The organism is Azospirillum lipoferum (genome assembly GCF_024170005.1).
In the GTDB taxonomy this organism is placed as follows: domain Bacteria; phylum Pseudomonadota; class Alphaproteobacteria; order Azospirillales; family Azospirillaceae; genus Azospirillum; species Azospirillum lipoferum.
In genome coordinates this window covers 87,838-112,212 of the sequence record NZ_JALJXJ010000009.1, presented here as the reverse complement: position 1 = coordinate 112,212, position 24,375 = coordinate 87,838, and the positions used below count along the sequence as shown (strand labels likewise).

Below are 24,375 nucleotides of genomic sequence, written 5' to 3'. Positions count from 1 at the left end.
TGGACGATTACCCTGGAATTGATGGCGGATCGTTCATAGCGGGCTGCGATCCGCCGGAGGTCCTTGAGGCGTCATGTGGAAGATCAACTACTACTATCCCACAATGAGCTATCTATCGTCTGATGCCGCCGATCCCAGCTCATGCGTGCGGGTGCTGACGATCATGCTGGCAGACGAGTATTAGGGACTGTACTGCTTCTGGGCTCGCGCCCGCAATGTTGCGAACACGTTGCGAACTGCCAAAGCGGGCTGAAAAGTGTGGTGAAAACAGCGGGTTATTTTCAGTGGAGTAAGCCACTGCATCACCCAGCAGCAGCCGCTTCCCTGACGGTTCGGCCGGCCCCGCCGCCGCGGCAGGGCAGGCGAGGGAACGTGCCGGCAGGGCCGGTGTTCTTGTCGGGCATTCTCCTTTCCGGAAAGCCCGACGACCATGGCCGAGGACACCGCCCGCCGGCTGCAGGCACGCCCCATCGCGGTGACGAAGGCCGCTCCCCCCGCCTCCACCCAGACCATCCTGCTGATCATCACGCTGATCGTGGTGACGCTCTATGTGGCGGCGGACATCCTGATGCCCATCGCGCTGGCGGTGCTGCTCGGCTTCGTGCTGACGCCCATCGTCAGCCGGCTGGAGCGCTGGCGTCTCGGCCGGGTGCCGTCGGTGCTGGCGGTGGTGGTTCTGCTGTTCCTTGCCATCATCGGCTTCGGCGCGGTGGTCGGCAGCCAGCTGGGCGATCTGGCCGACAACCTGCCGGCCTACCAGCGCAACATCCACACGAAGATCGAGTCCCTGCGCAGCGTCACCGCGTCGGCCGGGGACCGCGGCGCGCTGAAGCAGGCCACCGACGCCTTCCGCGATCTCCAGCAGGAGCTGGAACGCGCCACCGCCGGCGCTGCACCGGCCGGGCAGCAGTCCGGCGCCCCCGCGCCGCAGACCAGCCCGACGGCACCACCGCACCGCGAACCGGTGCCGGTCCGCATCGACCAGTCCGACACCGGCGTCTTCGACCTCGTCGGCCGGGTGCTCGGCCCGGCGATGACGCCGGTCGCCACCGCCGGCATGGTGCTGGTCTTCACCATCTTCATGCTGTTGCAGCGGGAGGATCTGCGCGACCGCCTGATCCGGCTGGTGGGCTCCGGCGATCTCAGCCGCACGACGGAGGCGATGAACGACGCCGGTGAGCGGGTCAGCCGCTATCTGCTGATGCAGGTGGTGGTGAATGTGACCTACGGGCTGCCGATCGGCGTCGGGCTCTGGCTGCTCGGCGTGCCGAACCCGCTGCTGTGGGGGCTGCTGGCGACGGTGCTGCGCTTCATCCCCTTCCTTGGTCCGGTGATCGCGTCCGCCTTTCCGATCCTGCTGTCCTTCGCGGTCGACACCGGCTGGACGCTGCCGCTGCTGTGCATCGCCCTGTTCGTGGCGGTGGAGCTGTTCTCCAACAATGTGGTGGAGCCCTGGCTCTACGGCACGGCGACCGGTCTGTCCTCGCTCGCCATCATCATTGCGGCGGTGGTGTGGACGACGCTGTGGGGGCCGGTCGGCCTGCTGCTGGCGACGCCGCTGACCGTCTGCCTCGTGGTGCTCGGCCGCCATGTGCCGCAGCTGCACTTCCTGGAGGTGATGCTGGGCGACCGCCCCGTCCTGCCCGACGAGGCGAAGGTGTACCAGCGCCTGCTGGCCCGCGATCCCACCGAGGCGACGGAGCTTGCGGAGGAACGGCTCGGCAAATCCACTCCCGTCGAACTGGCCGACGGGCTGCTGCTGCCCGCCCTGTCATTGGCCGAACAGGACCGCCAGCGCGGCAGCCTGAACCCGGACGGACGGCAGGCGGTGGCCGAGGGCATGGCAAGCCTGCTGGACGAACTGACGGAGACGACGGTCCCCGCCGACGCCGCGCTACGCGTGCTCTGCGTCGGTGCCCGCAACAATCTGGACGAGGCGGCGGCCGGGCTTCTCGCCTATCTGCTGGCCGGCCGCGGCATCCGTGCCGATGTCATCCCGTGCGAGAAGGCGTCGGCCCGGGCCATCGCCAGCCTCGGCACCGCCGGGGTGGATGCCGTCGTGCTGTCCTCGCTCAACCCGTCGGCGCTCGGCCATTGCCGGCGGATGCTGCGCCGCCTGCGCCTGCATTTCGGCCCGCATGTGCCGATCCTGCTCTGCCTGTGGAGCGCCCATCCGGAGGCAGAGGTCCCGGAGCGCGCCAGTGCCGAGACGGACGCCAATCTGGTCGCCACCGGCATGGCCGGCGCCCTGGCGCAGCTGGAGGAGTTGAACATCGGCGCGACGGCGGTGCCGTCTCGCGAAGCCGAAAAAATCCCCTCTCCCCCCCGGGGAGAGGGTTAGGGTGAGGGGCGCGCGCCGCGAGGATTCTCGGGATGGCCACGCAGTGCATCCCCCTCACCCCGACCCTCTCCCCGCTTTCGGCGGACCACAGGTCCGCCTGTCGTGTCAGCGCAAACTTCGTTTGCGCGTGAGCGGGGGAGAGGGGGATCCCCGCAAGGAATCTCAGGCAGCCGCCGCCCAGCGGTTGCGGCCGGCGCGCTTGGCGATGTACAGCGCGTCGTCGGCCGCCTGGATGCAGGCGTCGGCGCTCCGGCCCTGGTGATAGGCGGCGACGCCCAGGCTCAGCGTGACGGAGATGCCGTGGTTCTGATGGACGATGGGATGGTGGGCGACGAGCTGACGCAGCTTCTCCGCCACCGCTTCGGCCTGGACCTGATCGGCGTCGGGCAGCAGGATCAGGAATTCCTCCCCGCCCCAGCGAGCGCACAGGTCGTGGCCGCGCAGGTTCCGGCGCAGCAGGTCGGCCGTCTCCACCAGCACGAAATCGCCGGCGGCGTGGCCGAAGGCGTCGTTCACCTCCTTGAAATGGTCGATGTCCAGCATGATCAGCGCGAAGCCGCCGCCGTTGCGGCCGACGCGGCACAGCTCCGCCTCCAGCCGTTCGATCATGTGGCGGCGGTTGGGCAGCTCGGTCAGCGGATCGGTCTGCGATGCGGCGTGCAGGGCCCGCGCCATCTGGCGGGTGTCGGTCTGCATGCGGTCGCTGATCTTGGCGATCTTGGTCAACTGCCGCATCAGCTTCATGTGTTCGTCGGCGAGCGCGCGGAATTCGTCCATCAGAGGATGGCCGGCATACTCCTCGTGGCAGGCAAGACGGGCGAGCCAGTCCTGAAGCTTCTGTTCCTGCAGCATCATGCCCACCGTTCCCCGCCGCAAGGCCCAGCGCCTGGGCAAGCCCGTCAGCGCCATGCCGCCATCGCCGTTGCCACCCCCGTTGCCGCCGGTCATGACGACGTCTCCGTCACCGGAACCGCCTCCACCCGAACGACCGCCGGCGCCGTGGCACGCGCCACCGGCAGCCGGACGGTGAAGGCCGATCCCCGGCCCGGCTCGCTCGCCACCGAGATGCCGCCGCCATGGGTGTCCACGATGCAGCGGGCAAGATGGAGGCCGAGCCCGGCCCCGGTCGTTCCGGCCGCGTTGGAGGCGCGGAAATACTTGTCGAACAGCCGCGCCGCATCGGCCGCGTTGACGCCGATCCCCTCGTCGGTGATCCGTACCGTCACCTGCCCCTCGCCGGCCTCCCCGCCGGTCAGGAGGTCGAGGCGGATCGTCCCCCCGTTGGGTGAATATTTGACGGCGTTTTCCAGCAGGTTGGAAAACACGACGGCCAGGAGGTCGCGGTCGCCGGGGATCGGCACCGGCCGGTCGGCACCATGCAGCTCGATCCGGTGGCTGGAAACCGCCGCCGCCATCTCGCACACCAGCGTGGTCAGCATCGCGGCGAGGTCAAAGGCGGTCGGCCGTGCCGCCGCGGCGCCCAGCCGGTCGTGGGTCAGGCAGCGTTCGATCAGATGCAGCATCCGCTGGACCGCGTTGCGGATCTTGCCCACCCGCGGCATCGCCGAGACCGGCAGCTTCGGCTCCAGCTCCAGCAGTTGGGAGGCGCTGTCGATGATCGCCAGCGGCGTGCGGAATTCGTGGCTGACCATCAGCACGAACTGACGCTGCTGGCGCGCCATCTCCTTGGTCTCGGTCTGGAGCCGGTCGCTGATCTTGGCGATCTTGCGGAACTGGCGCAGAAGCTTGCCGTGCCGTTCCGCCAGCATCTGGAATTCGGCCAGCAGCGGGTTGCCGGCATTGGCCGGATCCTCGGCCAGCCGCTGAACCCATTGACGAAGCTCCTGTTCCTGCGACCGCATCGTCATTCCGGGTGCTCAGTGCGCCATCAGTGGGCCAGAATTTCGAAGGGCAGCGACACGTCCTCGGCGAACTCCTCGGCCATGTCGAGCGCGCGGTCGTTGTCGCTGTCGTAATGCCAGCGCACCGACACCGTCCGACCCTTCTGGTGGGCGCCGTCCAGCATCTCCAGCACGTCGATCATGCATTTGATGCTGCTGGTGTTGAGATAGCTCAGCCCGATGTCCAGCACCACCGCCGGGGCGGGATCCTTCAGATACTCCTCCAGCCAGCTGAACACCGGTGCGTAGAAATCGAAGGAATTCTCCGGATAGGATTCGCCGTCGATGCGCAGCAGCCCGGCCGCCGGATCGAAATCGATCAGGGGAGAGCAGGAGGATGCTTCGATCCGCAATTTTTCCATTATGCGTGTTCCATAAATTCTTATAGCTGGACTTCAAGGCTGAAGAAATAATAGGCGTCGTCCACCGCGCGCAGCGAATATTCCAGCGGCCGGGTGGCCTTGCGCGCCATGTCGATCAGCCCCAGCCCGGCGCCGCTGGCGCCCGCTTCGCGGGGTTTGCGCGACTGTTCCTTGTAGACCGCCTTCAGGCCGGCCTTGTCCAGCCCGCGCAGCTTCTCCAGCATCGCCGACAGACCGGGGACGTCGTCCGCCTCCACCAGATTGCCGGAGCTGACGACATAATGGTCGTCCTCCTTGCCGATCACCACGATGCCGCTGTTGGCCGGGATCGGCCGGCCCAGCGTTTCCCGCGACGTCGTGTAGTTGCGGACATTCTGCGCCTGCTCCACATAGACGGAGAAGACGTCCATGATCGCCGACTTCTCGATCCGCTCATTTTCCAGATGGTTGCGGACCGCCTTGCCCAGCTCCTCGATGACGCTGTGGCTGAAGGGGCCGCTGAAGCAGATCAGCAGCTTCTGCCGCGACAGCAGTTCCTGCAGGTTGAAGAGTTCGTTGCCTTTCATCGTGCCTTGACGACCTGCTTTACGGGTGGACGGGGTGGGATGAGGATGCTTCGACAGCGCCATGCCCTGCAATGGCTGACGCCGCGACGGCCGGCGAAACGGTGAAGCCGACCAGGGTGATGTCGTCGCGCTGCGCCCGCTCACCCTGATGCTCGGCCAGGGCCTGGGCGAAGGCGGTGCGGCGCTCGGCCATCGGGGCCGTGTCGTGTTCCAGCAGCATGGCGCTGAAGCGGCGGTTGCCGAAGCCGAAGCCGCGGGCGCCGCCGGCCTGATCGAGGAAGCCGTCGGTGGTCAGGTAGAAGCTGCGGCCGGGGACCAGTTCAACCCGGTGGGTGGTGAAGCGGTGACCGATGTCGGAGCGGCGGTAGCCCAGGCTCTGCGCGTCGCCCTTCACCTCGCCGACGGTTTCGGCACCGGGATCGACGATGTGCAGGCCGATGCGGCCGCCGGCGAACAGCAGGTCGCCCCGGTCCGGCCGCACCAGGCACAGGCCGATGTCAAGCCCGTTGTCGAAGCGCGGGTTGTCGCGCCCGCGGGCCAGGGCCGCGCGCACCATGCGGTTCAGCCCGCCCAGGATCGCCGCCGGATCGCTGTCCGGCGTCTCCGACAGCACATGGTCGAGGATGGCCGACACGGTCATCGTCATGAAGGCGCCGGGCACGCCATGACCGGAACAGTCGGCGACGCCGATCAGGAACCGGCCGTCCTCCAGTGCGCGGAAGATGTGGAAATCGCCACCCACCACGTCGCGCGGCCGCCACAGCACGCAGACGCCGTCCAGATGCCGCGCCATCTCCCGTTCGTCGGGCAGGATGGCCGATTGCAGCAGGCTGGCATACTGGATGCTGTCCATCACCTGCCGGTTCACCACCGCCAGCTGGTCGTTGGACTGGCGCAGTTCCTCCGTCCGTTCGGCGACGCGCTGCTCCAGCCGCTCCGTATAGTCGCGGACGGTTTCGGCCATATGGTTGAAGGCGACGGTCAGCTGCCCGATCTCGTCGGCACGGCTGTTGCGCAGGCGCACGCGGTAGTCGCCGGCGGCGATGGCCCCGGCCGAGCGGGTCAGCCGGGCGAGCGGCGCCAGCACGAGCCGGTTCAGCAGGACGCTGATCATGCCGATGACGGCGAGCAGCGAGAAGAAGACCAGACCGGCCATCGGCGCCAGCGCCGTCATGGTGGCGCTTTCCGCCTCCTCCAGCGAGTAGGTCAGGCGCAGCAGGCCGACCAGCGTGCGTTCGCCGTTGCCGCCGGAGATGGCGATCTGCCGTTCGACCGTCGTCAGCTCCGCCCGGCCGGCCGGACGCTCCAGCGCCACCAGCGGTTCGCCATGACCGCCGCGGCCGCCGGACGCCGCCCACACCTTGACGCTGCGCACCGCCGGATCCTCGGCCATCAGGCCGCGGATCATCGCCTCCACCGCACGGGTGTCGAACTCCCACACCGCCTGTCCCATGGCCGACGCCTGGAGTGTGCCGACCAGTGTCGCGCGGTGGGTCAGCGCGTCCCGCTGCTGGCGGCCGACCAGGATGGAGGACACGCCCATGGCGATCAGCCCGACCAGCAGCGTACAGCCGACGATCATCAGGATGACGCGGGTCAGCAGCGACGACCCGCCGGCGCGGGCGGCTTCGTCACCCGTGCCGCGGGGGCCGGCGCCGCGCAGCGTATAGGATTCGGTGTCGTCCCATCCCGTGACGCTCATCCACATCCTCCTGACCCTGCCGTTCGGGCGTTCGGTGTTCACCGTATTCATGGCGGGTTTCAATACAGCCCCGGTCCGGTCGTCCGGGACCGCGGTAGTCCCATGTTCTTCAGTAAATCCACCCTTGCGTGCAATATGCCGACAGTCATCGAACCGGCCGGCGGGCATGACGCATGTGGCGGATGAGCCTACAGATAGCACAGTCGGTTTGGTCAGTCGTGAAATAACATTGGGCAATGATTTCGTTCATTGTCGGAACGCCCAGGAAAATGGGAACAACCGGCAACCGTCGGCGACCAATGTCGTCCAATTGCGACGAAGTGTAACATCGGCGCTGCCAAACGGCTGAAGCCTTTACCGGACACGGGCTTTTCCCGTGGACGCCCGCGTCACTGCCCATGCTATTTTCCGATACTGCCGCGTTCGAGGAAACCCGGTGGTTGCAGCGGCATTCATGGGGGAGTGCGAGGGATGGCGTTCGGTGTTCGTGCATTCGGTGCCCCGCGGATCGTTTCGACCCGCCTTGCCGCCGTCAGCGGGGTTGCCCTCGCCGCTCTGACCGGGATGGCGCTGCCTGTTGCGGCGCGCCCGGTGACCGTGCTGGCGCCGGAACTGCCGCCGATGGTCAGCGCCGACGGCACCGGGCGCGAGGCCACCATCATCAGGGAGACGCTGGCCGCCTGCGGGCACGAGGCGCGTTTCAAGGTGGTGCCCTTCGGCCGCCACTGGAACGACTACCGCGACAGCGTCCGGAGCAGTGGCCAAGGGAGCGGCCAGAGCACCGCGCAGGTGGATGCCGTTTCCACCGTTCCGGCGGGCGTGGAGATGCCGGGGGCCCGCTCCGCCCCCTACATCCTCTATCAGAACGGGGCGTCGGTGCTGAAAAGCAGCGGCCTGAACGTCCAGTCTCTGGCCGATCTGGCGGGCAAGCGCGTCATCACCTTCTCCGGCGCGCCGGACGTGCTGCCGGGCCTGCGCGCCGCCATACCCAGCTTCGGCGATTTCCGCGAGCGCGCCGACCAGATGGTTCATTCCAACCTGCTGTTCGCCGGCCGGGTGGATGCGGTGCTGGCCGACGGCCTGATCTTCGCCGAATACAACCGTCAGCTTCAGGAAAAGGCGAAATCGGCCGGCGGCCTGCCCTTCGACCCGGCCCAGCCGGTGCAGTTCACCGCCATCTTCCCGCCCACCGCCTACAGCATGGTGTTCCGCGACGAGTCGCTGCGCGCCGACTTCGACCGCTGCCTTGCAGAGATGACGGCGAGGGGCCGCATCGACGCCATCGACCGCGAGTGGGTCGCCCGCTATGCCGCAACGGTCGGCGACCGCTATCTGCCCCAAAGGTGAGGCATCGGAACCGGAATTGCGTGGGCCGGGGTTTATCCCGCTCGTCCGATATGGTTTGCGTAACCCGTTCCGGTGTTTAATATAACGTCATACGAATGTGCATGGGGGCGTGAGGCGTCGTGGCCCGGATCATTGTGGTCGAAGACGAAGCCGACCTTCGTGACGATCTCGTCGAATATCTCGACCGCTGCGGGTTCGAGGTGTTGGGAGCGTCGCGTGGCGCGGAGCTGGACCGGCTGCTGGAGGCAGGGCCGGCCGATGTGATCGTGCTCGACATCAACCTGCCGGATGAGGACGGCTTTTCGGTCGCCCGCCGAGTCCGCGCCAGCTCGTCGGCCGCCATCATCATGCTGACGGCACGGTCCGGCCTGATCGACCGGGTCATCGGGCTGGAACTGGGCGCCGACGTCTATCTGGTGAAGCCGGTCGACTTCCGCGAGGTGGAGGCGCAGGTCAAGGCGCTGATGCGGCGGATGCAGAAGGCCGCCGCCCCGTCCCCGGCCGCGGAACCCGCCCCCGCATCGCCCTGCGCCGCCGCCCCCGCGGACGCGCGTGTGGACTCGCGCAAGGCCTGGATGTTCGACGACATCGAATGGCGCATCCAGCCGCCGACCGGGTCGGCTGTGCCGCTGACCGCGACGGAGTACAAGTTCCTCTCGCTGCTCGTCACCGCACCTGGCGAGGCGGTCAGCCGCCAGGACATCTCCATCGCCCTGACCGGCCGCGACTGGGACCCCTACAGCCGCTCCATCGATTCGCTGGTCCGCCGCCTGCGCATCAAGGTGGAGGAGCGCAGCGGCTGCGCCCTGCCGGTCCAGGCGGTGCACGGCGTCGGCTATGCCTTCGTCGGCCCGGTGGTGACCAGCGCGGTGGAGGACAGCGCCGGCTGACGGCAAGGGGCCATTGGCGGGGGGCGCTACCCCGGTCTCGGCACTCGACTCCCGGCCCTCCTTCGGCGATGGTAGCGCCCGCAAGGAAGGGACGAGAGACCATCATGACCGCCGATACCGCTGGCGCCACCGCCGCCTCCGAGAACACCACCGCAACCGGCAGCGCCACCCCCGGCGGCGACGGCAGCGGCCTGTATCTGGTCGACGGTTCCGGCTTCATCTTCCGCGCCTTCCATGCGCTGCCGATGCTGACGCGGCCGGACGGCACGCCGGTGAACGCGGTGCTGGGCTTCTCCAACATGCTGCTGAAGCTGCTGGCCGACGCCAAGGCGGAAGCCGTGGCGGTGGTCTTCGACAGCAAGCGGCTGAATTTCCGCAACGAGTTCTATCCCGACTACAAAGCCCACCGCCCGGAACCGCCGGAGGAGCTGAAGCCCCAGTTCGCCCTGATCCGCGAGGCGACGGAGGCCTTCTGCCTGCCCTGCCTGGAGCTGGAGGGCTTCGAGGCCGACGACCTGATCGCCACCTACGCCCGTCTGGCGCAGGAGGCCGGGCGGCCGGTCACCATCGTGTCGTCGGATAAGGACCTGATGCAGCTGGTCCGTCCCGGTGTGGGCATGTTCGACCCGATGAAGAACAAGGCGATCGGCCCCGACGAGGTGTTCGAGAAGTTCGGCGTCCCGCCGGAGAAGGTGGTGGACGTCCAGGCGCTGGCCGGCGACAGCGTCGACAACGTCCCCGGCGTGCCCGGCATCGGCGTGAAGACCGCCGCCCAGCTGATCACCGAATATGGCGACCTGGAAGCCCTGCTGGCCAATGCCGACAAGATCAAGCAGCCGGCCCGCCGCCAGAAGCTGATCGAGTTCGCCGAGCAGGCCCGCATCTCCCGCCGTCTGGTCCTGCTGGATGAGAATGTGCCGCCGCCCAAGCCGCTGGACGAGCTGCGCGTGCGCGAACCGGACCACCAGCGGCTGATCGACTTCCTGCGCGCCCAGGGTTTCCGCAGCATCGTCTCCCGCGTCGAGATGGAGATGCAGAAGGACGGCCGCATCGCCGATGGGGCCGGCGGCGGCTCGATCCCGTCCCCCGGTTCGCTACCCACGCCCGCCGCGAAGTCTCCCGCGCCGGCCGAAAGCCCGGCCGCGGAAGATCGTCCGGCCCGCAAGACCGTGCTGCATGTGCCGGAGGTGCGCTACGAATTGGTGCAGGATGCCGACACCCTGCGCCGCTGGGTCGAGCGGGCGCGCGAGACCGGGGTGCTGGCGGTCGATACCGAGACCGACAGCCTGACCCCGGCCACCGCTACGCTGGTCGGCGTCTCGCTGTCGACCGAACCGGGCATTGCCTGCTACATCCCGCTGGCCCACAAGGCGGAGGGAGCCGCTGCCGCCGGCCAGCTCGATTTCGACGCTCCGACCCCGCCGGTGCAGATCCCGACCGACGAAGCGATGGCGATCCTGAAGGACGTGCTGGAGGACCGGTCGGTCCTGAAGGTCGGCCACAACTTCAAGTTCGACCACCAGCTGTTCGCCCGCAACGGCATCGCGGTGTCACCGGTGGACGACAGCATGCTGATCTCCTACGTGCTGGAAGGCGGGTCGCACGGCCACGGCATGGACGAGCTGGCGGAACTGCACCTCGCCTACACGCCGATCCCCTTCAAGGAGGTCTGCGGCACCGGCAAGAACCAGATCACCTTCGACCGCGTGCCGCTGGACAAGGCGCTGGCCTATGCCGCCGAGGACGCCGATATCACGCTGCGCCTGTGGACGCTGCTGAAGCCCCGGCTGGTCGACGACCGCATGGTCACCGTCTATGAGACATTGGACCGCCCGCTGGTCCCGGTGGTGGCCGACATGGAGCGGGCGGGCGTGCGCATCGACAAGACGGCGCTGTCCGACCTGTCGCGCAGCCTGTCCGAACGCCTCGTCGAGATCGAAAAGGACGTCCATGCCCTGGCCGGGCAGAGCTTCAACATCGGCTCGCCCAAGCAGTTGGGCGAGATCCTGTTCGACACGCTGAAGCTCGGCACCGGCAAGAAGGGCAAGACCGGCGCCTATTCCACCGACAGCAGCGTGCTGGAGGAGCTGGCCGAGCAGGGCCATAGCATCGCCCAGCGCGTGCTGGACTGGCGCCAGCTCGCCAAGCTGAAGAGCACCTACACCGACGCGCTTCAGGAGAAGATCTCCCCGGTCACCGGCCGCGTCCACACCGCCTTCGCGCTGGCGGCGACCAACACCGGCCGCCTGTCCTCCACCGACCCCAACCTGCAGAACATTCCGGTGCGGACGGAGGAGGGCAAGAAGATCCGCCGCGCCTTCGTGGCGTCGCCCGGCCACAAGCTGCTGAGCGTCGACTATTCGCAGATCGAGCTGCGTCTGGTGGCGGAGATGGCGAACATCCAGGCGCTGAAGGATGCCTTCCGCGACGGGCTGGACATTCACGCCGCCACCGCCGCCCAGGTCTTCGGCATCCCGCTGGAGCAGATGACGCCGGACATCCGCCGCAAGGCCAAGGCGATCAATTTCGGCATCATCTACGGCATCTCCGGCTTCGGGCTGGGTCGCCAGCTCGGCATCGCGCCGGGGGAGGCCAACGCCTTCATCAAGACCTATCTGGAGCGCTTCCACGAACTGAAGGTGTGGATGGAGGCGACCAAGGCTTTCGCCCGCCAGCACGGCTATGTGGTGACGCTGTTCGGCCGCCGCTGCTACATGCCCGGCATCCAGGAAAAGAACGCCGCCCGCCGCGCCTTCGCCGAGCGTCAGGCGATCAACGCCCCGATCCAGGGCACGGCCGCCGACATCATGAAGCGCGCGATGAACCGCATGCCGGGCGCGCTGGCCGCCGCCGGCAGCAGCGCGCGGATGCTGCTGCAGGTGCACGACGAACTGCTGTTCGAGGTGCCGGAAGCGGAGGCGGAGGACGCCGCGCGGATCGTGCGCGAGGTGATGGAGGGGGGGGCGCATCTCGGCGTTCCGCTGGTGGCGGAAGCCGGGATCGGCGACAATTGGGAAGAGGCGCACTGAGGGGGGCGAGAATCCCCTCTCCCGTCCCGGGAGAGGGCGTGTTCTCAGCCCTCCGCCACAATCCGCACCGGCACCCCCTTCGCGGCGGGCGTCTTCGACGCCTCGTCATAATACCACAGCGGGATCAGCGGGTTCATCTCCGGGTAATACGCCCCGACGCAGCCGCGCGGCAGGTGGAAGGGCGTCACCGTCAGGCCGCCCACCCGGCGGTCGACGTCGTCGCCGGCATCGCTCGCCAGTGCGACTACCTGACCCTCGCGCAAGCCGGCGGCGGCGATGTCCAGCGGGTTCATCAGCAGTACATCCCGTGTGCCCTCGATCCCGCGCATCCGGTCGGAATAGCCGTAGATCGTCGTGTTGAACTGGTCGTTCGACCGCATGGTTATCAGCCGCCAGCGGCCCGGCGCATCCTCGAAGCCGACGGCGCGCAGCCGGCCCGGCGGGGTGAAGTGGGCCTTGCCGGACTTGGTCTTCCAGATCCGCTCGCGCGCCGGGTTGCCGCGGTAGAAGCCGCCGGGGGTGAAGACGCGCTCATTGAAGCGGTGGAACTGGTCGGGATAGGTCTCCTCGATCAGGGTACGGATGCGGCGGTAATCGGCCACCCACGCGTCCCATGTCACCTTCGGGTTGGGCGGCAGGGTCGCCTTGGCCATGCCGGCGACGATGGCGATTTCCGACTTCAGATGCGGGCTGGCCGGCGTGTTGTTCCCCAGCGAGCCGTGGATGCAGCTCAGGCTGTCCTCCATCGTCACCGCCTGCGCGCCGCTCTCCTGCATATCCTCCTCCGACCGGCCCAGGCAGGGCAGCAGATAGGCGACCTCGCCGTTGATCAGGTGACTGCGGTTCAGCTTGGTCGCCACCTGCACGGTCAGGCGCAGGCGGGTCCAGGCCGCCTCCATCCGCTCGCGCTCGGGGATGGCACGGACGAAGTTGCCGCCGAGACCGATGAAGGCCTTCACCTCGCCCGACAGGATCTTCTCGCAGGCCTTGACGGTGTTCAGCCCCTCCTTGCGCGGCGGCTCGAAGCCGAACTGCTCGGCCAGCCGGTCGAGCGGCACCAGCTCCGGCTTTTCGGAGATGCCGACGGTACGCTGGCCCTGGACGTTGGAGTGGCCGCGCACGGGGGAGATGCCGGCGCCGTCGCGGCCGATGTTGCCCTTCAGCAGCCACAGATTGACCAGCGCCGCCAGCGTTTCCGAGCCGCGCACCTGCTGGGTCAGGCCCATGCCGTACATGGCGATGGAGCGTTCCGCCTCGATGTAGATGTCGGCGGCCTGCTTGAGATCATCGCGGGTCAGGCCGGACTCCTCCTCGATCTCCTCCCAGCCGATGGCGTCGACCCGCGCCTTCATCTCTTCGAAGCCGACTGTGTGCCGGGCGATGAAATCCTGGTCGAGGACGTGCCTGCCCTCCGCCTTCCGCTCCTCCTCGGCGGCCAGCACATGCTTGATCAGGCCGGTGATGGCGGCGATGTCGCCGCCCGCCTTCACCTGGAAATAGAGGGTGGAGATCCGGGTCTCCTTGCCGGTCAGCATCTCCAGCGGGCTCTGCGGGTTGCGGAAGCTCTCCAGCCCCTTTTCCCGCACGGGGTTGAAGGTGACGATCTTCGCCCCGCGCTTCACCGCGTCCTGCAAGGGGTGCAGCAGGCGCGGGCTGTTCGACCCGGTGTTCTGACCGAAGAAGAAGATGGCGTTGCAGCTGTCGAAATCGCTCAGCACGCAGGTGCCGACCGGCGAGCCGATCACCTTCTTCAGCCCGACCGAGGTGGTCTCATGGCACATGTTGGAGCTGTCGGGCAGGTTGTTGTGCCCATAGAGCCGCGCGAACAGCGCGTAGAGATAAGAGGTTTCCAGGCTGGCGCGGCCCGACGAATAGAACACCGCCTGCTCCGGGTCGATGGCGCGCAGCTCCGCCCCGATGGCGGCGAAGGCCTCGTCCCAGCCGCAGGGCACATAGCGGTCGCCGGCCCGGTCATAGCGCATGGGGTGGGTCAGCCGCCCCTGCTGTTCCAGGTCGTAATCCTTCCAGCCCTTCAGCTCCGTGACCGTGTGCTCGGCGAAGAAGTCGGGGGTGCAGCGCCGGCTGGTCAGTTCCCAGATCGTCGCCTTGGCGCCGTTCTCGCAGAACTCGAAGGTGTGGGGCTTGGCCGGCTTGGCCCAGGCGCAGGACACGCACATGAAGCCGCCGGGCTTGTTCTGCCGGCGCAGCGTGTCGAGCACGGCGGGGGTCGGCCGCTCCTCCCCCATGATGCGGGCCATGGAGCCAACCGACCCCCAGCCGCCGGCCGGACCGTCGTAATGCGGGGTGTCCTTGTCGTCCGACAGTCCGTCGATGCTCATGGGGCGATGCTCGTGGGGGTGGTCTTCCGGCATTTTGGGGCCAAGCTTCTGGAGGTGGTGGGGCTGTTCCACTGGAATCCAACCCGCCGGACGGCATCCGGTTCCCCCTCCCGGCTCACCGCGTCTTCGGTGAACTGGTATTCCGCATCTCCGGCTTGGACAGCACGGCGCGCAGCAGCTCGGCATTCCTGCGCGCTTCCCGCATCTCCTTGTCCCAGGTGGCGGCAAGGTGGGTCTGGCCGCGCTCGCGGGCATGGTCGCCCAGCCGCCGGAACAGCTCCACCCGGTCCTCATGGGTGCGCAGGGCGACCCACAGGGCGTTCTCCATCGCCTCCGCCTGTGCCGCCTCCATGCTGTCGGGGCTGAAGGCATGGCCGACCTGACAGCGGAAGCGCAATACCGGGCCGTCGTGGATTTCGCTCAGGCCGCCGCCGCATTCCGGGCAGGACAGGGTCGTCGACTTGCCGACCGTCTGGGTGTCGTCGGACACGGTGGTGAACTCCTGCTCGGCGATCCGCGCCTCCGTAGCAATGTCGAACGGCACGGGCGGGCTGGGCGGTGCCGGTTCGGCGGCCAGCCGGGATAGTAGGGCAGGCATCCGGTCCAGCGGCAAGACGTGATCGGCCTCGCCGCGATCGATGGCGCTTTGCGGCATTCCCGGCCATTCGGCATCGTCCGGGTCCTGGGCGACGCCGATCCCGCCGCAGCGGCGGATCGCCCGCAGGCCCGACGTGCCGTCGTCCAGCGTGCCCGACAGCACGACACCGACGACGCGGCTGCCGAAGGCGACGCCGGCCGAACGGAAAAGCGGGTCCACCGCCGGCCGGGTGCGGTTTTCCCGCGGGCCGCGGCGGATCAGCACCCGGTCGCGATGCACCAGCAGATGGTGGTCCGGCGGTGCGACATGGATGTGTCCGGGGCGGATCGGCTCCCCATCATGGGGATGGAAGGCCGGCAGCCAGCCGATCCGGTCGAGCAGCAGCGGCAGGACGCTGCGCGCATTGGGCGTGATGTGGAGGACGACGAACACCGTCGGCGCGCAATCCTTGGGCATGGCGCCGAACAGGCGTCTGAGGGCGGTCAGTCCGCCGGCCGACGCGCCGATGGTGATGATGTCGCGTTTCTCCATGGATCAACAACAGATCCGCTCTTGCCGCGTCTCACGATGCTCTGAATAATTCCGCCCATCCTACCAACGTTTCCCGAAAGGGGCGTAGGTCTCCACACCGCTTGAGCAGGAGGCGGGCAGACGATTATGCTCCGCCCGACACCGTGACGACGCAAGACGATGACCAAGAAGACCGACGATCCTGACAGCGATTTCACCAATCTGATCCGCCACATCCAGGAAAGTCGCGGCATCGATTTCCGGGGTTACAAGCGGACCAGCCTGGAACGGCGCATCCGCCGGCGGATGGAAGAGGTCGGCTGCGACAGTTTTGCCGCCTACCATGCCTTCCTGGAAGCCCATCCGCAGGAATTCGTCGATCTTCTGAACACCGTCCTGATCAACGTCACCTCCTTCTTCCGCGACAACGAGGCGTGGGAGGTGATGCGGCGGGAGGTCGTTCCGCGCATCCTGGAACGCAAGGGCGACAAGGGAGCGATCCGCATCTGGAGCGTCGGCTGCGCATCGGGCGAGGAGCCCTATTCGCTGGCGATGATGTTCGCCGAGGCACTGGGGACGGTGGACTTCTGTCGGCGGGTCAAGATCTACGCGACCGATCTGGACGATGCGGCGCTGAACACGGCGCGCCACGCGACCTATGCGCCGCGCGACGTGGAGTCGGTGCCGGAAGCGTTGCTGGAGCGCTATTTCGAGCGCACCAACAACCACTATGTCTTCCAGCGCGAACTGCGCAAATGCGTGATCTTCGGCCGCCACAATGTGGTCAGCGATGCGCCGATCTCCCGCATCGACCTGCTGATCTGCCGCAACCTGCTGATCTATCTGGAGGCCGACACCCAGGGCGTCGTCCTGCCGCGGCTGCATTACGCCCTGGTCAATGACGGTTTCCTGTTCCTGGGCAAGGCGGAGACCCAGCTGGCCCGGTCCCGCATGTTCGAGCCGGTCGACCTGAAAAGCCGCATCTTCGCCAAGGTGCCGCAGGAATGGCGGCGCACCGCCGGCGGCAGCCTGTCGCTGGCCAACGACGCCAACGGCTCCCGCAACAGCCAGCAGGCGCGGCTGCTGGAGAGCATCGTCGACAGCAGTTCCACCGGCTATCTGGCGGTGAACGCCGAAGGGGTTCTGGTATTCGCCAACACCCACGCCCGGCGCCTGTTCGACGTCGAGGAAACCGACATTGGCCGGCCCTTCCACGACCTGACGATCTCCTACCGTCCGACGGAACTGCGCAGCCGGATCGAGGAGGTGCGCAATTCCGGCCGCATGGTCCGCATCGAACACCAGTCCTTCACCCGGCCAGGGGCCGAGCCGAGCCGGCTGACCATCGAGGTGGCGCCGCTCTACAGCCGCGACGGCAAGCCCTTCGCCACGCTGCTCAGCTTCTTCGACACCAGCCGGATCTTCCTGTTGCAGCAGGAGATCGAGGCGGCGCAGGAAAGCCTGGAAACCACCATCGAGGAACTTCAATCCTCCAACGAGGAGCTGGAGACAACCAATGAAGAGCTTCAGTCCACCAACGAGGAACTGGAGACGACCAACGAGGAACTCCAGTCGACCAACGAAGAACTGGAGACGATGAACGAGGAGCTGCGCTCCACCAATGAAGAGCTGGAGGTCGCCAACGAGGAGATGCGCCGGCAGAGCGAGGAGGCGGGCGAATATCGCCGCTATTCGGAATCGATCCTGCGCAGCATCGACGTCGGCATCATCGTTCTGGACGACACTCTGGCCGTCCAGTCCTGGAACCGCTGGAGCGAGAATGTCTGGGGCCTGCGGAACGAGGAGGTGACCGGCGAGGCGTTCCTGGACCTCGACATCGGCCTGCCGGTGCAGCGGCTGCGCCGTCCGCTGCACGATATCCTGGAGACGCAGGCTCCGGCCGAACCGGTGGAGATGGAGGCGATGGACCGCCGCGGCCGGCGCATCACCTGCCGCATCCGACTGTCGCCGCTGCTCTACGACAACCGGGCGGCCCGTGGCGCCGTCCTGATCATCGAGGACGTGACGGAACGGGCAAGGTCCGACACCTTCGCCGAATATCTCGGGCGGATCATCGGCCAGTCGCTGAACGAGGTCTATTTCCTCGACGCCGCCAGTTTCACGTTTCAACTGGTCAACAAGGGGGCGGAGGAAAAGCTCGGCTATTCCCTGGACGCACTGCGCCAGATCGCCTTGCACGACCTGATGCCCGACATCGACGCGGCCGCCTTCGGCAGGCTGGTCGGTCCGCTGCTGTCCGGCGAAAAAGACGAGATCGTCTTCGAGACGACGATCGAGCGTCCCGACCAGTCGATTCGTCCGATTGAGCTTTGCATGCAGTATTTCGGCGAGGAACAGCCGCCGATCCTGGTCGCCTTGGCCCACGACGTGACGGAACGGCAGCGTATCGGTCTCGACGACAGCCGGGCGGAACACACGGCAAGCTGACGGTTCGGTGGCGGCTTAGATCAGGGACTGCATCCGGGTGTAGGTATCGAAGTACCCGAGGCCTATGTCTTTCAGTTTGGCCTAAAGAAATATTGCGGGAACTGTAGCCGCTTTGGACAGTTTAGAGGTGGAACTTACTGCTGGTTTACCCCGACAACTTGATGCACGGTGGCTCGGCGGGGTGCTGAGCGGGGGCTGGGCGAAATGTCCGACGCGCATGGAATGAAGGCGTGCAATGGGGCCGCGGGCACTGGCGTGAAAGCCAGGCCGCTGATCGTGCAGCCCCTTTGGGATAGTCTGGACCATGCGGTCATCGTCACCGACTGCAACCTGGACGCTCCGGGGCCGACCATCCTCTATGTCAATCGGGCCTTCACCACCCTGACCGGATATCGGGCGGACGAGGCCATCGGCCGCTCGCCCCGTTTCCTGCAATGCCGGCGCACCGATCCCGCCGTCACCGCAACCATCAAGCGCGACCTGCGCCAGGGGGATGCCACCCGCGCCTCCCTGGTCAACCGGCACAAGGGCGGCCGGTACTATCTGTGCAGCCTCATCATTACGCCGCTGGTGGGGCCACGTGGCGAGACCGAACATTTCATCTGCGTGGCGGAGGCCCTGAAGGAGGATCGGGTGCCCGACACGGTGAAACGGCTGTCGGCCGAACTGGAACAGGCGCAAACGCTGATCGAGGATCTGGAACGGCGCCAGAGCGAGGCTGACGAGATCATCGACCGCCAGAACCGCGAACTGGCGATCGTGACGGAGCGCTACCGCGACTCCCTGGCGCAGCTGGATGCGATCCAGGAAAGGCTCGCCATCCGCGAAAACGCGCTGGAGCGCCGGGGCAAGGAATTCGAACGCTCCGACTTCGAATTGAATGCCTCGCTGGAAGAGTTGCGCGCGATGGACGAGGAACTTCGCCTCACGCTGGAGCAGATGGAGGAGGCCAACATCCAGCTGGGCCGCACCAATGAGGAGTTGCGCCGCCTTCAGGCCGCCGACGCCGACAAGTTGCAGCTTCTGGCCTCGGCCAGCCATGACCTGAGGCAGCCGGTGATGTCGATGGGGTTGTTCCTCGATGTCCTGCGCAACCGCCTGGGCGAGGCGGACCGGCCGATCCTGGGCGGGCTGCTGGCGGCGCATCTGTCGATCCGTACCCTGCTGGAAGGCATGCTCGACACCGCGAGGCTCGACGCCGGGGTTCTGGAGCCGGTCATCGAACCGCTGCCGGTGGCGCTGATGCTGGAAATCATCCATGGCGAATTCATGCCCCAGGCGGAAATGCGCGGCCTGCGCTTCCGCATGGTGGGAAGCAGGGCGATCGTGTCCAGCGATGCCCAGCTTCTTGAGCGCATCCTGCGGAACCTCGTCGCCAATGCGCTGAAATACACCGTCTCCGGCACGATCCTGATAGGTTGCCGGCGTTGCGGCGATTGCCTGCGCATCGAGGTGTGGGACACCGGCCCCGGCATCGCCAAAGAAAACCAGAAGGCGATCTTCGAGGAGTTCCGCCAGCTCGACAACTCCGGCCGCGACCAGACGCGCGGCGTCGGGCTGGGGCTGGCCATCGTCGCCCGGCTCGCCCGCCGGCTCGGTCACGAGATCGGTCTGCGCTCCTGGCCGGACCGGGGATCGGTCTTTTCGGTGACGGTTCCGCTTGCTCCTGCGGCCAAGCGGCGGCGTCGCCGATGACGGCGGCCTTTGCCACCTTCGGTTTGGAATGATGCTATACACATGACCCTTAGGGCATTCCGATGGGGCGGTATCTCCCGACCGCCGAGTGGCACTAAGGTCGCATCATGGCCCGCAGTTTTCACGGGTTACAGCACTTTAGACGAGTGAAGGGGAACAAACGTGGATCATCACGTGCAGCACGCCCATGGCTCCGCAGAGCTGGACCTGATGTCTGACCGCCGGAGTCTGTCCGCCGATCCCCTCAAGTTCCTGATTGTCGACGATCACGCGCTGGTGCGCTACGGTCTGGCGCTGGCCTTGCGTCAGCGCTACGAGGACGTCGCGATCGTCGAAGCGGGATCGCTGGCCGAGGCCACACGCAAGGCGCGCTCCGAACCGGGGCTCACCGCCATCCTCTATGACTTGCAGATGGGCGACAGCGACGAGCACAGCGGCCTGTCGGAGATGCTGGAGGCGGCCGGCGAGGTGCCGCTGATCGTCGTTTCCGGAGTGACCGACGGCAACGTCATCGCCTCCTGCATCCGCGCCGGTGCCCGCGGTTTCGTCCACAAGGGCTGCGAAGGCACGGTGCTGGACCAGGCGCTGCCGATCGTGCTGGAGGGCGGCATCTTCGCCCCGGCGCCACCCGCCGCGCGCGACGGCCGCCCGGTCCGCATCGCCCTGACCTCCGCTCCCGCTTCGGTGCGCAGCGAAAGCGACGCCGTCAACGGTCTGACCGAGCGCCAGCGCGAGGTTCTGCGGCTGTTGCTGGAAGGCCAGTCGAACAAGGAGATCGCCCGCGCGCTGGGCGTGCTGGAGGGCACCATCAAGGTGCATCTGCGCACGGTGATGCAGCGCCTGGGCGTGCGCAACCGCACCCAGCTGGCCCTCGCCACCATGAAGGCAGGCATCAAGCTGTCGTCTTAACAATGGGGCGCGCCCCAATCCCCCTCTCCCCCCCGGGGAGAGGGTCGGGGTGAGGGGGGAGCACCGCGTGCCTCTCCCGAGAATCCTCGCCGCGCATCCCCCTCACCCTAACCCTCTCCCCGGGGGGGAGAGGGGACTTACCCGTGCGCCTCCTCCCGAGCCAAGCCTATTGCGGTGTCGGGCCGATGCCGCGTTGCTGGGCGGCGTCCAGCAGGCTGACGAGTTCGCCCGACACCCACCAGCGGCAGCGGCGGCGTTCCTCGGTCGCGACGGTCACGACGCGCCCGATCAGCCTGCTTTCCCCGGCGTTCAACTCGCGGCCGTCGCGCAGCGCCCGCTCGGTGATGCCCAGCAGAGTCTTGTCAATCGCGGTCACCTCGATGGGATAGCCGGTCTCCTCCGCCAGTTCGCACAGTTCGGCCATGGCCGTCAGCGCATCCTCGCGGCCATAGGCGCCGATCTGGCGGAACAGGCCGGCCAGATGCTCGCCGATCGCCGTCAGCCACGGGTTGGTGGAAGCGGCGATGCCGCGGCGGCGCAGGCGGTGGTTGAAGCCGTTGATGAAGCGTACCGGGTCGATCAGCGGCCGGGCCGTGCTGCTGGCATTCAGCGTCAGCAGCCGGTGGCTCAGCACCGGCACCACCTCTCCCTCCACCAGCCCGGTCACCCGGCCGACGGCGGCCGACACCGCCGCCCAGTTGCGCCCGCCGCGCTCGACGCCGAAGCCCTGCAAAGCGTCGTACCAGCGGAAGGCCCGCTCCTGCAACCGGTCCACCGTCTCACCCGCGGTCAGCTGCGGCGGGGCAGGGCGGCCGAGATGCAGATCCTCCAGCTTCTGGCGCAGGCATTGCCAGGCGAACTGCACATGGCCGACCGCCGCCTCGACCAAAACCGGGTGCGGCGACATGCCATGGAGCGCCAGGGCCTGATCGGGATCGCGCGATCCGTTGATCAGGGCGAGCGCGTACTGCATCGCGCCGTCGACCGTACCGCCGTCCATCAAACCGCGGTCGGTCATCCCCGATACGGCGTGCAGGATGCCGATGGTGTCGCGCGGGCGGGCGGCACCCTTCCACAGCGGCGCATGCTCCAGCATGGAATCCAGCATCGCCAGATCGCCCATCGACAGCGGCGCCACGCCCGACAGCCCGCGCTTGCGCAGCAGCGTCAGCCGTTCGGCGTTGGCGGTCGCCAGCAGCGGCCCGGCCCCGCCGCGCTGACGCAGAACCGCCAGCGAGCGGACGCGAAGCTCCTCCGCCCAGTCCGCGGCAGCAGGGGAGGCGAGGACGGCGTCCAGCGGATGTTCGCTGGCGCGGGCGGCGATGTCGGTCTGCACCCGTCCGGCCAGTTCACGCAGGTGCGGCAGCAGGGCGAACCACCAGGCGCTGGCGTCGACCACATGCATGCAGCCGGGCGGCCGGCTTTCCGCCAGCATCAGCGCGTCGGTGCGCAGCATCACCGGATCGAACCAGCCGGTCCAGATGCGCCGCGCATGTTCGGTGCGCGGGCCGTTCAGCATGGCGACGATCAGGCGGCCGACCTCCACCGTCATCTGGTCGTCTTCCAGATGGCCGGCCTGCACCAGTTCGAACAGCTTGGATTTCTGCGCCCGGTCCAGCGGCGCCAGGATCGCCTTCACCTTGTCCAGGCTGACGGCAGCCGGATCGGGTTCCACCGCGCGGAGCGGTACGGTCTGAAGGGAGACGCTGCGGTTAAGGCGGCCGGCCATGGCGTTCACGGGCGCTGCTGAATCACGGCAATTTTAGGTACTGGCACGAATGATTGCTACTGGCATGTGGTGACATATTCTGTCGAGCTGTGTCGGAACCGTTCGGGGCTGTACCGCCACCGCTTTTCGCCACCGCGCGAATACAAATGAAACGATATGTATCAAATGCTACACAAATTTATTTCATTTAAGCGCTAAATCATCCCTTCACACCCGGCGGCCCTGCACTCATTATTCCTCCAGGCATTGCCTCCAGCATCAGGGCGCTCACATGGTTCCGCAGCAGATCGCCGACACCACCCCCAGGTTGTTCAAAATCATGCCCCCAGTCGACTCCCGCAAGGCTGAGCAGGTCGCGCCCGAGCAGGCCGTAGACGATTTCGTCGCCCGCCTGTCCGCGGCTGGCCTGCCTGTCGAGGAGCGCGCCGAGGCTTACGAGGCGGCGCTGAAGCACCTGATGAGGCACCTGATCCGTCAGGAAGGTTGGCTCGCCGAGGAATTCACCGCCGCCGCCCGGTCGCTCGGCGCCTACTGACCGGTTACTCTGCCCCGAGGCCGCCCGTCCTGATGAGGATTGGCGGCCTTTTTGCGTTTGTGGCGTGTGAGCGCGTGCCCTGAATCCCCCTCTCCCCGGGGGGAGAGGGGACTTTGAGCACTTTTCCACCCTCACCGTTCGTTGAAGCTGTCGGACAGGGCGAAGTAGATCGGCTTCAGCAGATATTCCAGCAGCGACCGCTCGCCGGTGGGCAGTTCCACCTGGGTGGTCATGCCGGGCAGCACCGGGTGCCTGACCTCGTCGCGGCCGACATGGTTGCGGCTCAGCGCCACGACCGCCTTGTAGTAGGGGCGGTGCTGCTCGTCCAGGAAGGTGGAGGCGGAGATGCGCAGCAGCGTGCCGGTGATGGCGCCATAGCGGGCGAAGTCGTAGGTCAGCACCTTGACCGTCGCCTCCTGCCCGACCTGGAGATGGCCGACGTCGCGCGGGGTGACATGCGCCTCCACCGTCATCTCATGGTCGACCGGGACGACCTGCATCAGGACGCCGCCCTCCGGCACGACGGCGCCGATGGTGTTGATCCGCAGATCCTGCACCAGCCCGCGCACCGGCGACGGCACGGTCAGGCGCTGGGCGCGGTCGTCCAGCTTGGCGCGCGCCTCGCGCAGCTGGGCGATCTCGGCGGTGACGGTGCCCATCTCGGTGACGGCGTCCTGCGACAGCTTGGCCGACTGGTCGAGGATGCGGTTGCCGGCCTCGGTGATCGCCTGTTGGGTGGCGATGATCTGCCCCTCGATCCGCCGCTGCTCGCCCATCAGGCGCGACTGCTCGCGCTGGGTTTCCAGCGATTGCAGCTTGGACGACAGGCCCATCGATTCCAGCTTGTTGCGGATGTCGACCGATCCGGTGATGAAGGTGATCTGGTCCTTGATGCTGGCCAGCTGCCCCTCATACAGTGCCAGCTCCGCCTCGCGCTGCGACACCTGGGCGCGCAGCACGGCGATGGCGGTGTCGCGGGCCTGCCGCTGGGTGTCATAGATCAGGCGCTGGTCGGCGGTCTGCGCCTCCGCCTGCGGCGTGTCGGGTCCGGCGATGCGGGCGAAGTCCGGCGCCCGCCCGGCGGCGAAGGCGCGCAGCCGTTCCGCCCGCAGCTCCAGAGTCAGCAGGCGGGCGTTCATCTGCTCCCGCTCCGCCTGGACCTGCTTGGGGTCGAAGACGATCAGCGGCTGGCCGGCCTCGACCAGATCGCCTTCCTTCACCAGGATCGACGACACGATGCCGCCTTCCAGATGCTGGACGACCTGGGCATTGCCGGACGGCACCACCTGGCCCGCGGTGACGACGGCCTCCTTGACCGGCATCAGCGTGGCCCAGGTCAGCAGGGCCGCCATCAGCACGACCAGCACGAGGATGGTGGCGCGGACCAGCGACAGCGTCGCATCGTCGGCGCTGAGCGATTTGCCGGTGGGGCGGGCGAGGTCTGAAGCGGCCATCTTGCGTTTCACATGGGAAG

General features: G+C 67.3%; 18 protein-coding genes. 9 read left to right on the top strand and 9 right to left on the bottom strand.

Going from position 1 to position 24,375, the window contains the following annotated elements:
* Positions 1-73 precede the first annotated feature (73 nt).
* Both J2848_RS20480 and J2848_RS20475 read left to right on the top strand, forming a co-directional pair.
* The gene (locus J2848_RS20480; protein WP_149233079.1) at positions 74-184 is read left to right on the top strand and encodes a DUF3768 domain-containing protein; all 111 of its coding nucleotides are present in this window, start codon (positions 74-76) and stop codon (positions 182-184) included.
* Between the two features lie 246 nt (positions 185-430).
* Positions 431-2,341, top strand: coding sequence for an AI-2E family transporter (locus J2848_RS20475; protein WP_149233078.1), 1,911 nt, complete (start codon positions 431-433; stop codon positions 2,339-2,341).
* A gap of 162 nt (positions 2,342-2,503) precedes the next feature.
* On the opposite strand, the gene J2848_RS20470 is transcribed toward J2848_RS20475, so the two are convergent.
* From J2848_RS20470 to J2848_RS20450, 5 genes are read right to left on the bottom strand one after another with little or no spacing between them, the layout of a single operon-like run.
* Positions 2,504-3,289: a GGDEF domain-containing protein gene (locus J2848_RS20470; protein WP_149233077.1), complete on the bottom strand. Its 786-nt coding sequence runs from the start codon at positions 3,287-3,289 to the stop codon at positions 2,504-2,506.
* Positions 3,286-4,209: a sensor histidine kinase gene (locus J2848_RS20465; protein WP_149233076.1), complete on the bottom strand. Its 924-nt coding sequence runs from the start codon at positions 4,207-4,209 to the stop codon at positions 3,286-3,288. The genes J2848_RS20470 and J2848_RS20465 overlap by 4 nt, the downstream gene beginning before the upstream one ends.
* A 20-nt stretch (positions 4,210-4,229) precedes the next feature.
* Positions 4,230-4,604 carry a biofilm regulation phosphoprotein SiaC gene (siaC, locus tag J2848_RS20460; protein WP_149233075.1) on the bottom strand — a complete coding sequence of 125 codons (375 nt, stop codon included), beginning with the start codon at positions 4,602-4,604 and terminating at the stop codon, positions 4,230-4,232.
* A 20-nt stretch (positions 4,605-4,624) separates the two neighbouring features.
* Positions 4,625-5,170, bottom strand: coding sequence for a SiaB family protein kinase (locus J2848_RS20455; RefSeq protein ID WP_149233074.1), 546 nt, complete (start codon positions 5,168-5,170; stop codon positions 4,625-4,627).
* Positions 5,171-5,189: 19 nt separating this feature from the next.
* Positions 5,190-6,872: a SpoIIE family protein phosphatase gene (locus J2848_RS20450; protein WP_149233073.1), complete on the bottom strand. Its 1,683-nt coding sequence runs from the start codon at positions 6,870-6,872 to the stop codon at positions 5,190-5,192.
* A gap of 471 nt (positions 6,873-7,343) precedes the next feature.
* Here J2848_RS20450 and J2848_RS20445 point away from each other — a divergent pair, with 471 nt between their 5' ends.
* The 3 genes from J2848_RS20445 to polA all read left to right on the top strand — a co-directional run bounded on the left by J2848_RS20445 (position 7,344) and on the right by polA (position 12,138).
* Positions 7,344-8,219 carry a substrate-binding periplasmic protein gene (locus J2848_RS20445; protein ID WP_246194030.1) on the top strand — a complete coding sequence of 292 codons (876 nt, stop codon included), beginning with the start codon at positions 7,344-7,346 and terminating at the stop codon, positions 8,217-8,219.
* A gap of 119 nt (positions 8,220-8,338) precedes the next feature.
* Positions 8,339-9,109, top strand: a complete 771-nt coding sequence (locus J2848_RS20440; protein ID WP_170307138.1) for a response regulator transcription factor — start codon at positions 8,339-8,341, stop codon at positions 9,107-9,109.
* A gap of 104 nt (positions 9,110-9,213) precedes the next feature.
* On the top strand, positions 9,214-12,138 hold the full coding sequence (gene polA, locus J2848_RS20435) for a DNA polymerase I (protein ID WP_149233072.1): 2,925 nt from the start codon (positions 9,214-9,216) through the stop codon (positions 12,136-12,138).
* Positions 12,139-12,182: 44 nt separating this feature from the next.
* Here polA and J2848_RS20430 read toward each other — a convergent pair whose 3' ends face one another.
* Together J2848_RS20430 and J2848_RS20425 are read right to left on the bottom strand one after the other, a co-directional pair.
* The gene (locus J2848_RS20430) at positions 12,183-14,477 is read right to left on the bottom strand and encodes an FdhF/YdeP family oxidoreductase (protein WP_170307137.1); all 2,295 of its coding nucleotides are present in this window, start codon (positions 14,475-14,477) and stop codon (positions 12,183-12,185) included.
* Between the two features lie 115 nt (positions 14,478-14,592).
* Positions 14,593-15,606: a chemotaxis protein CheB gene (locus J2848_RS20425; protein WP_149233071.1), complete on the bottom strand. Its 1,014-nt coding sequence runs from the start codon at positions 15,604-15,606 to the stop codon at positions 14,593-14,595.
* Positions 15,607-15,765: 159 nt separating this feature from the next.
* Here J2848_RS20425 and J2848_RS20420 point away from each other — a divergent pair, with 159 nt between their 5' ends.
* The 3 genes from J2848_RS20420 to J2848_RS20410 all read left to right on the top strand — a co-directional run bounded on the left by J2848_RS20420 (position 15,766) and on the right by J2848_RS20410 (position 20,637).
* Positions 15,766-18,033: a CheR family methyltransferase gene (locus J2848_RS20420; protein WP_149233070.1), complete on the top strand. Its 2,268-nt coding sequence runs from the start codon at positions 15,766-15,768 to the stop codon at positions 18,031-18,033.
* A 255-nt stretch (positions 18,034-18,288) separates the two neighbouring features.
* Complete coding sequence (locus J2848_RS20415; RefSeq protein ID WP_246194029.1) at positions 18,289-19,728, top strand: PAS domain-containing sensor histidine kinase; 1,440 nt, start codon at positions 18,289-18,291, stop codon at positions 19,726-19,728.
* Positions 19,729-19,890: 162 nt separating this feature from the next.
* Complete coding sequence (locus J2848_RS20410) at positions 19,891-20,637, top strand: LuxR C-terminal-related transcriptional regulator (protein ID WP_246194028.1); 747 nt, start codon at positions 19,891-19,893, stop codon at positions 20,635-20,637.
* Positions 20,638-20,803: 166 nt separating this feature from the next.
* On the opposite strand, the gene J2848_RS20405 is transcribed toward J2848_RS20410, so the two are convergent.
* Complete coding sequence (locus J2848_RS20405) at positions 20,804-22,366, bottom strand: hypothetical protein (RefSeq protein WP_149235192.1); 1,563 nt, start codon at positions 22,364-22,366, stop codon at positions 20,804-20,806.
* 271 nt (positions 22,367-22,637) lie between these two features.
* Between J2848_RS20405 and J2848_RS20400 the strand changes: the two genes are divergently transcribed.
* A complete protein-coding gene (locus J2848_RS20400) occupies positions 22,638-22,901 on the top strand; it encodes a hypothetical protein (protein ID WP_246194442.1) in 264 nt (87 codons plus the stop codon).
* Positions 22,902-23,032: 131 nt separating this feature from the next.
* Here the strand turns inward: J2848_RS20400 and J2848_RS20395 are convergent, their stop codons facing one another.
* Entirely contained in the window at positions 23,033-24,355 is a 1,323-nt protein-coding gene (locus J2848_RS20395; protein ID WP_149235193.1) for an HlyD family type I secretion periplasmic adaptor subunit, read from the bottom strand.
* Positions 24,356-24,375 lie beyond the last annotated feature (20 nt).

Bases quoted from the DNA above. Each gene is read 5' to 3' on its own strand.
- J2848_RS20480 (WP_149233079.1), top strand. From the start codon at position 74: ATGTGGAAGATCAACTACTACTATCCCACAATGAGCTATCTATCGTCT.
- siaC (WP_149233075.1), bottom strand. From the start codon at position 4,604: ATGGAAAAATTGCGGATCGAAGCATCCTCCTGCTCTCCCCTGATCGAT.
- J2848_RS20470 (WP_149233077.1), bottom strand. From the start codon at position 3,289: ATGACCGGCGGCAACGGGGGTGGCAACGGCGATGGCGGCATGGCGCTG.
- polA (WP_149233072.1), top strand. From the start codon at position 9,214: ATGACCGCCGATACCGCTGGCGCCACCGCCGCCTCCGAGAACACCACC.
- J2848_RS20465 (WP_149233076.1), bottom strand. From the start codon at position 4,209: ATGACGATGCGGTCGCAGGAACAGGAGCTTCGTCAATGGGTTCAGCGG.
- J2848_RS20445 (WP_246194030.1), top strand. From the start codon at position 7,344: ATGGCGTTCGGTGTTCGTGCATTCGGTGCCCCGCGGATCGTTTCGACC.
- J2848_RS20405 (WP_149235192.1), bottom strand. From the start codon at position 22,366: ATGGCCGGCCGCCTTAACCGCAGCGTCTCCCTTCAGACCGTACCGCTC.
- J2848_RS20455 (WP_149233074.1), bottom strand. From the start codon at position 5,170: ATGAAAGGCAACGAACTCTTCAACCTGCAGGAACTGCTGTCGCGGCAG.
- J2848_RS20395 (WP_149235193.1), bottom strand. From the start codon at position 24,355: ATGGCCGCTTCAGACCTCGCCCGCCCCACCGGCAAATCGCTCAGCGCC.
- J2848_RS20430 (WP_170307137.1), bottom strand. From the start codon at position 14,477: ATGAGCATCGACGGACTGTCGGACGACAAGGACACCCCGCATTACGAC.
- J2848_RS20450 (WP_149233073.1), bottom strand. From the start codon at position 6,872: ATGAGCGTCACGGGATGGGACGACACCGAATCCTATACGCTGCGCGGC.
- J2848_RS20475 (WP_149233078.1), top strand. From the start codon at position 431: ATGGCCGAGGACACCGCCCGCCGGCTGCAGGCACGCCCCATCGCGGTG.
- J2848_RS20425 (WP_149233071.1), bottom strand. From the start codon at position 15,606: ATGGAGAAACGCGACATCATCACCATCGGCGCGTCGGCCGGCGGACTG.
- J2848_RS20420 (WP_149233070.1), top strand. From the start codon at position 15,766: ATGACCAAGAAGACCGACGATCCTGACAGCGATTTCACCAATCTGATC.
- J2848_RS20400 (WP_246194442.1), top strand. From the start codon at position 22,638: ATGGTTCCGCAGCAGATCGCCGACACCACCCCCAGGTTGTTCAAAATC.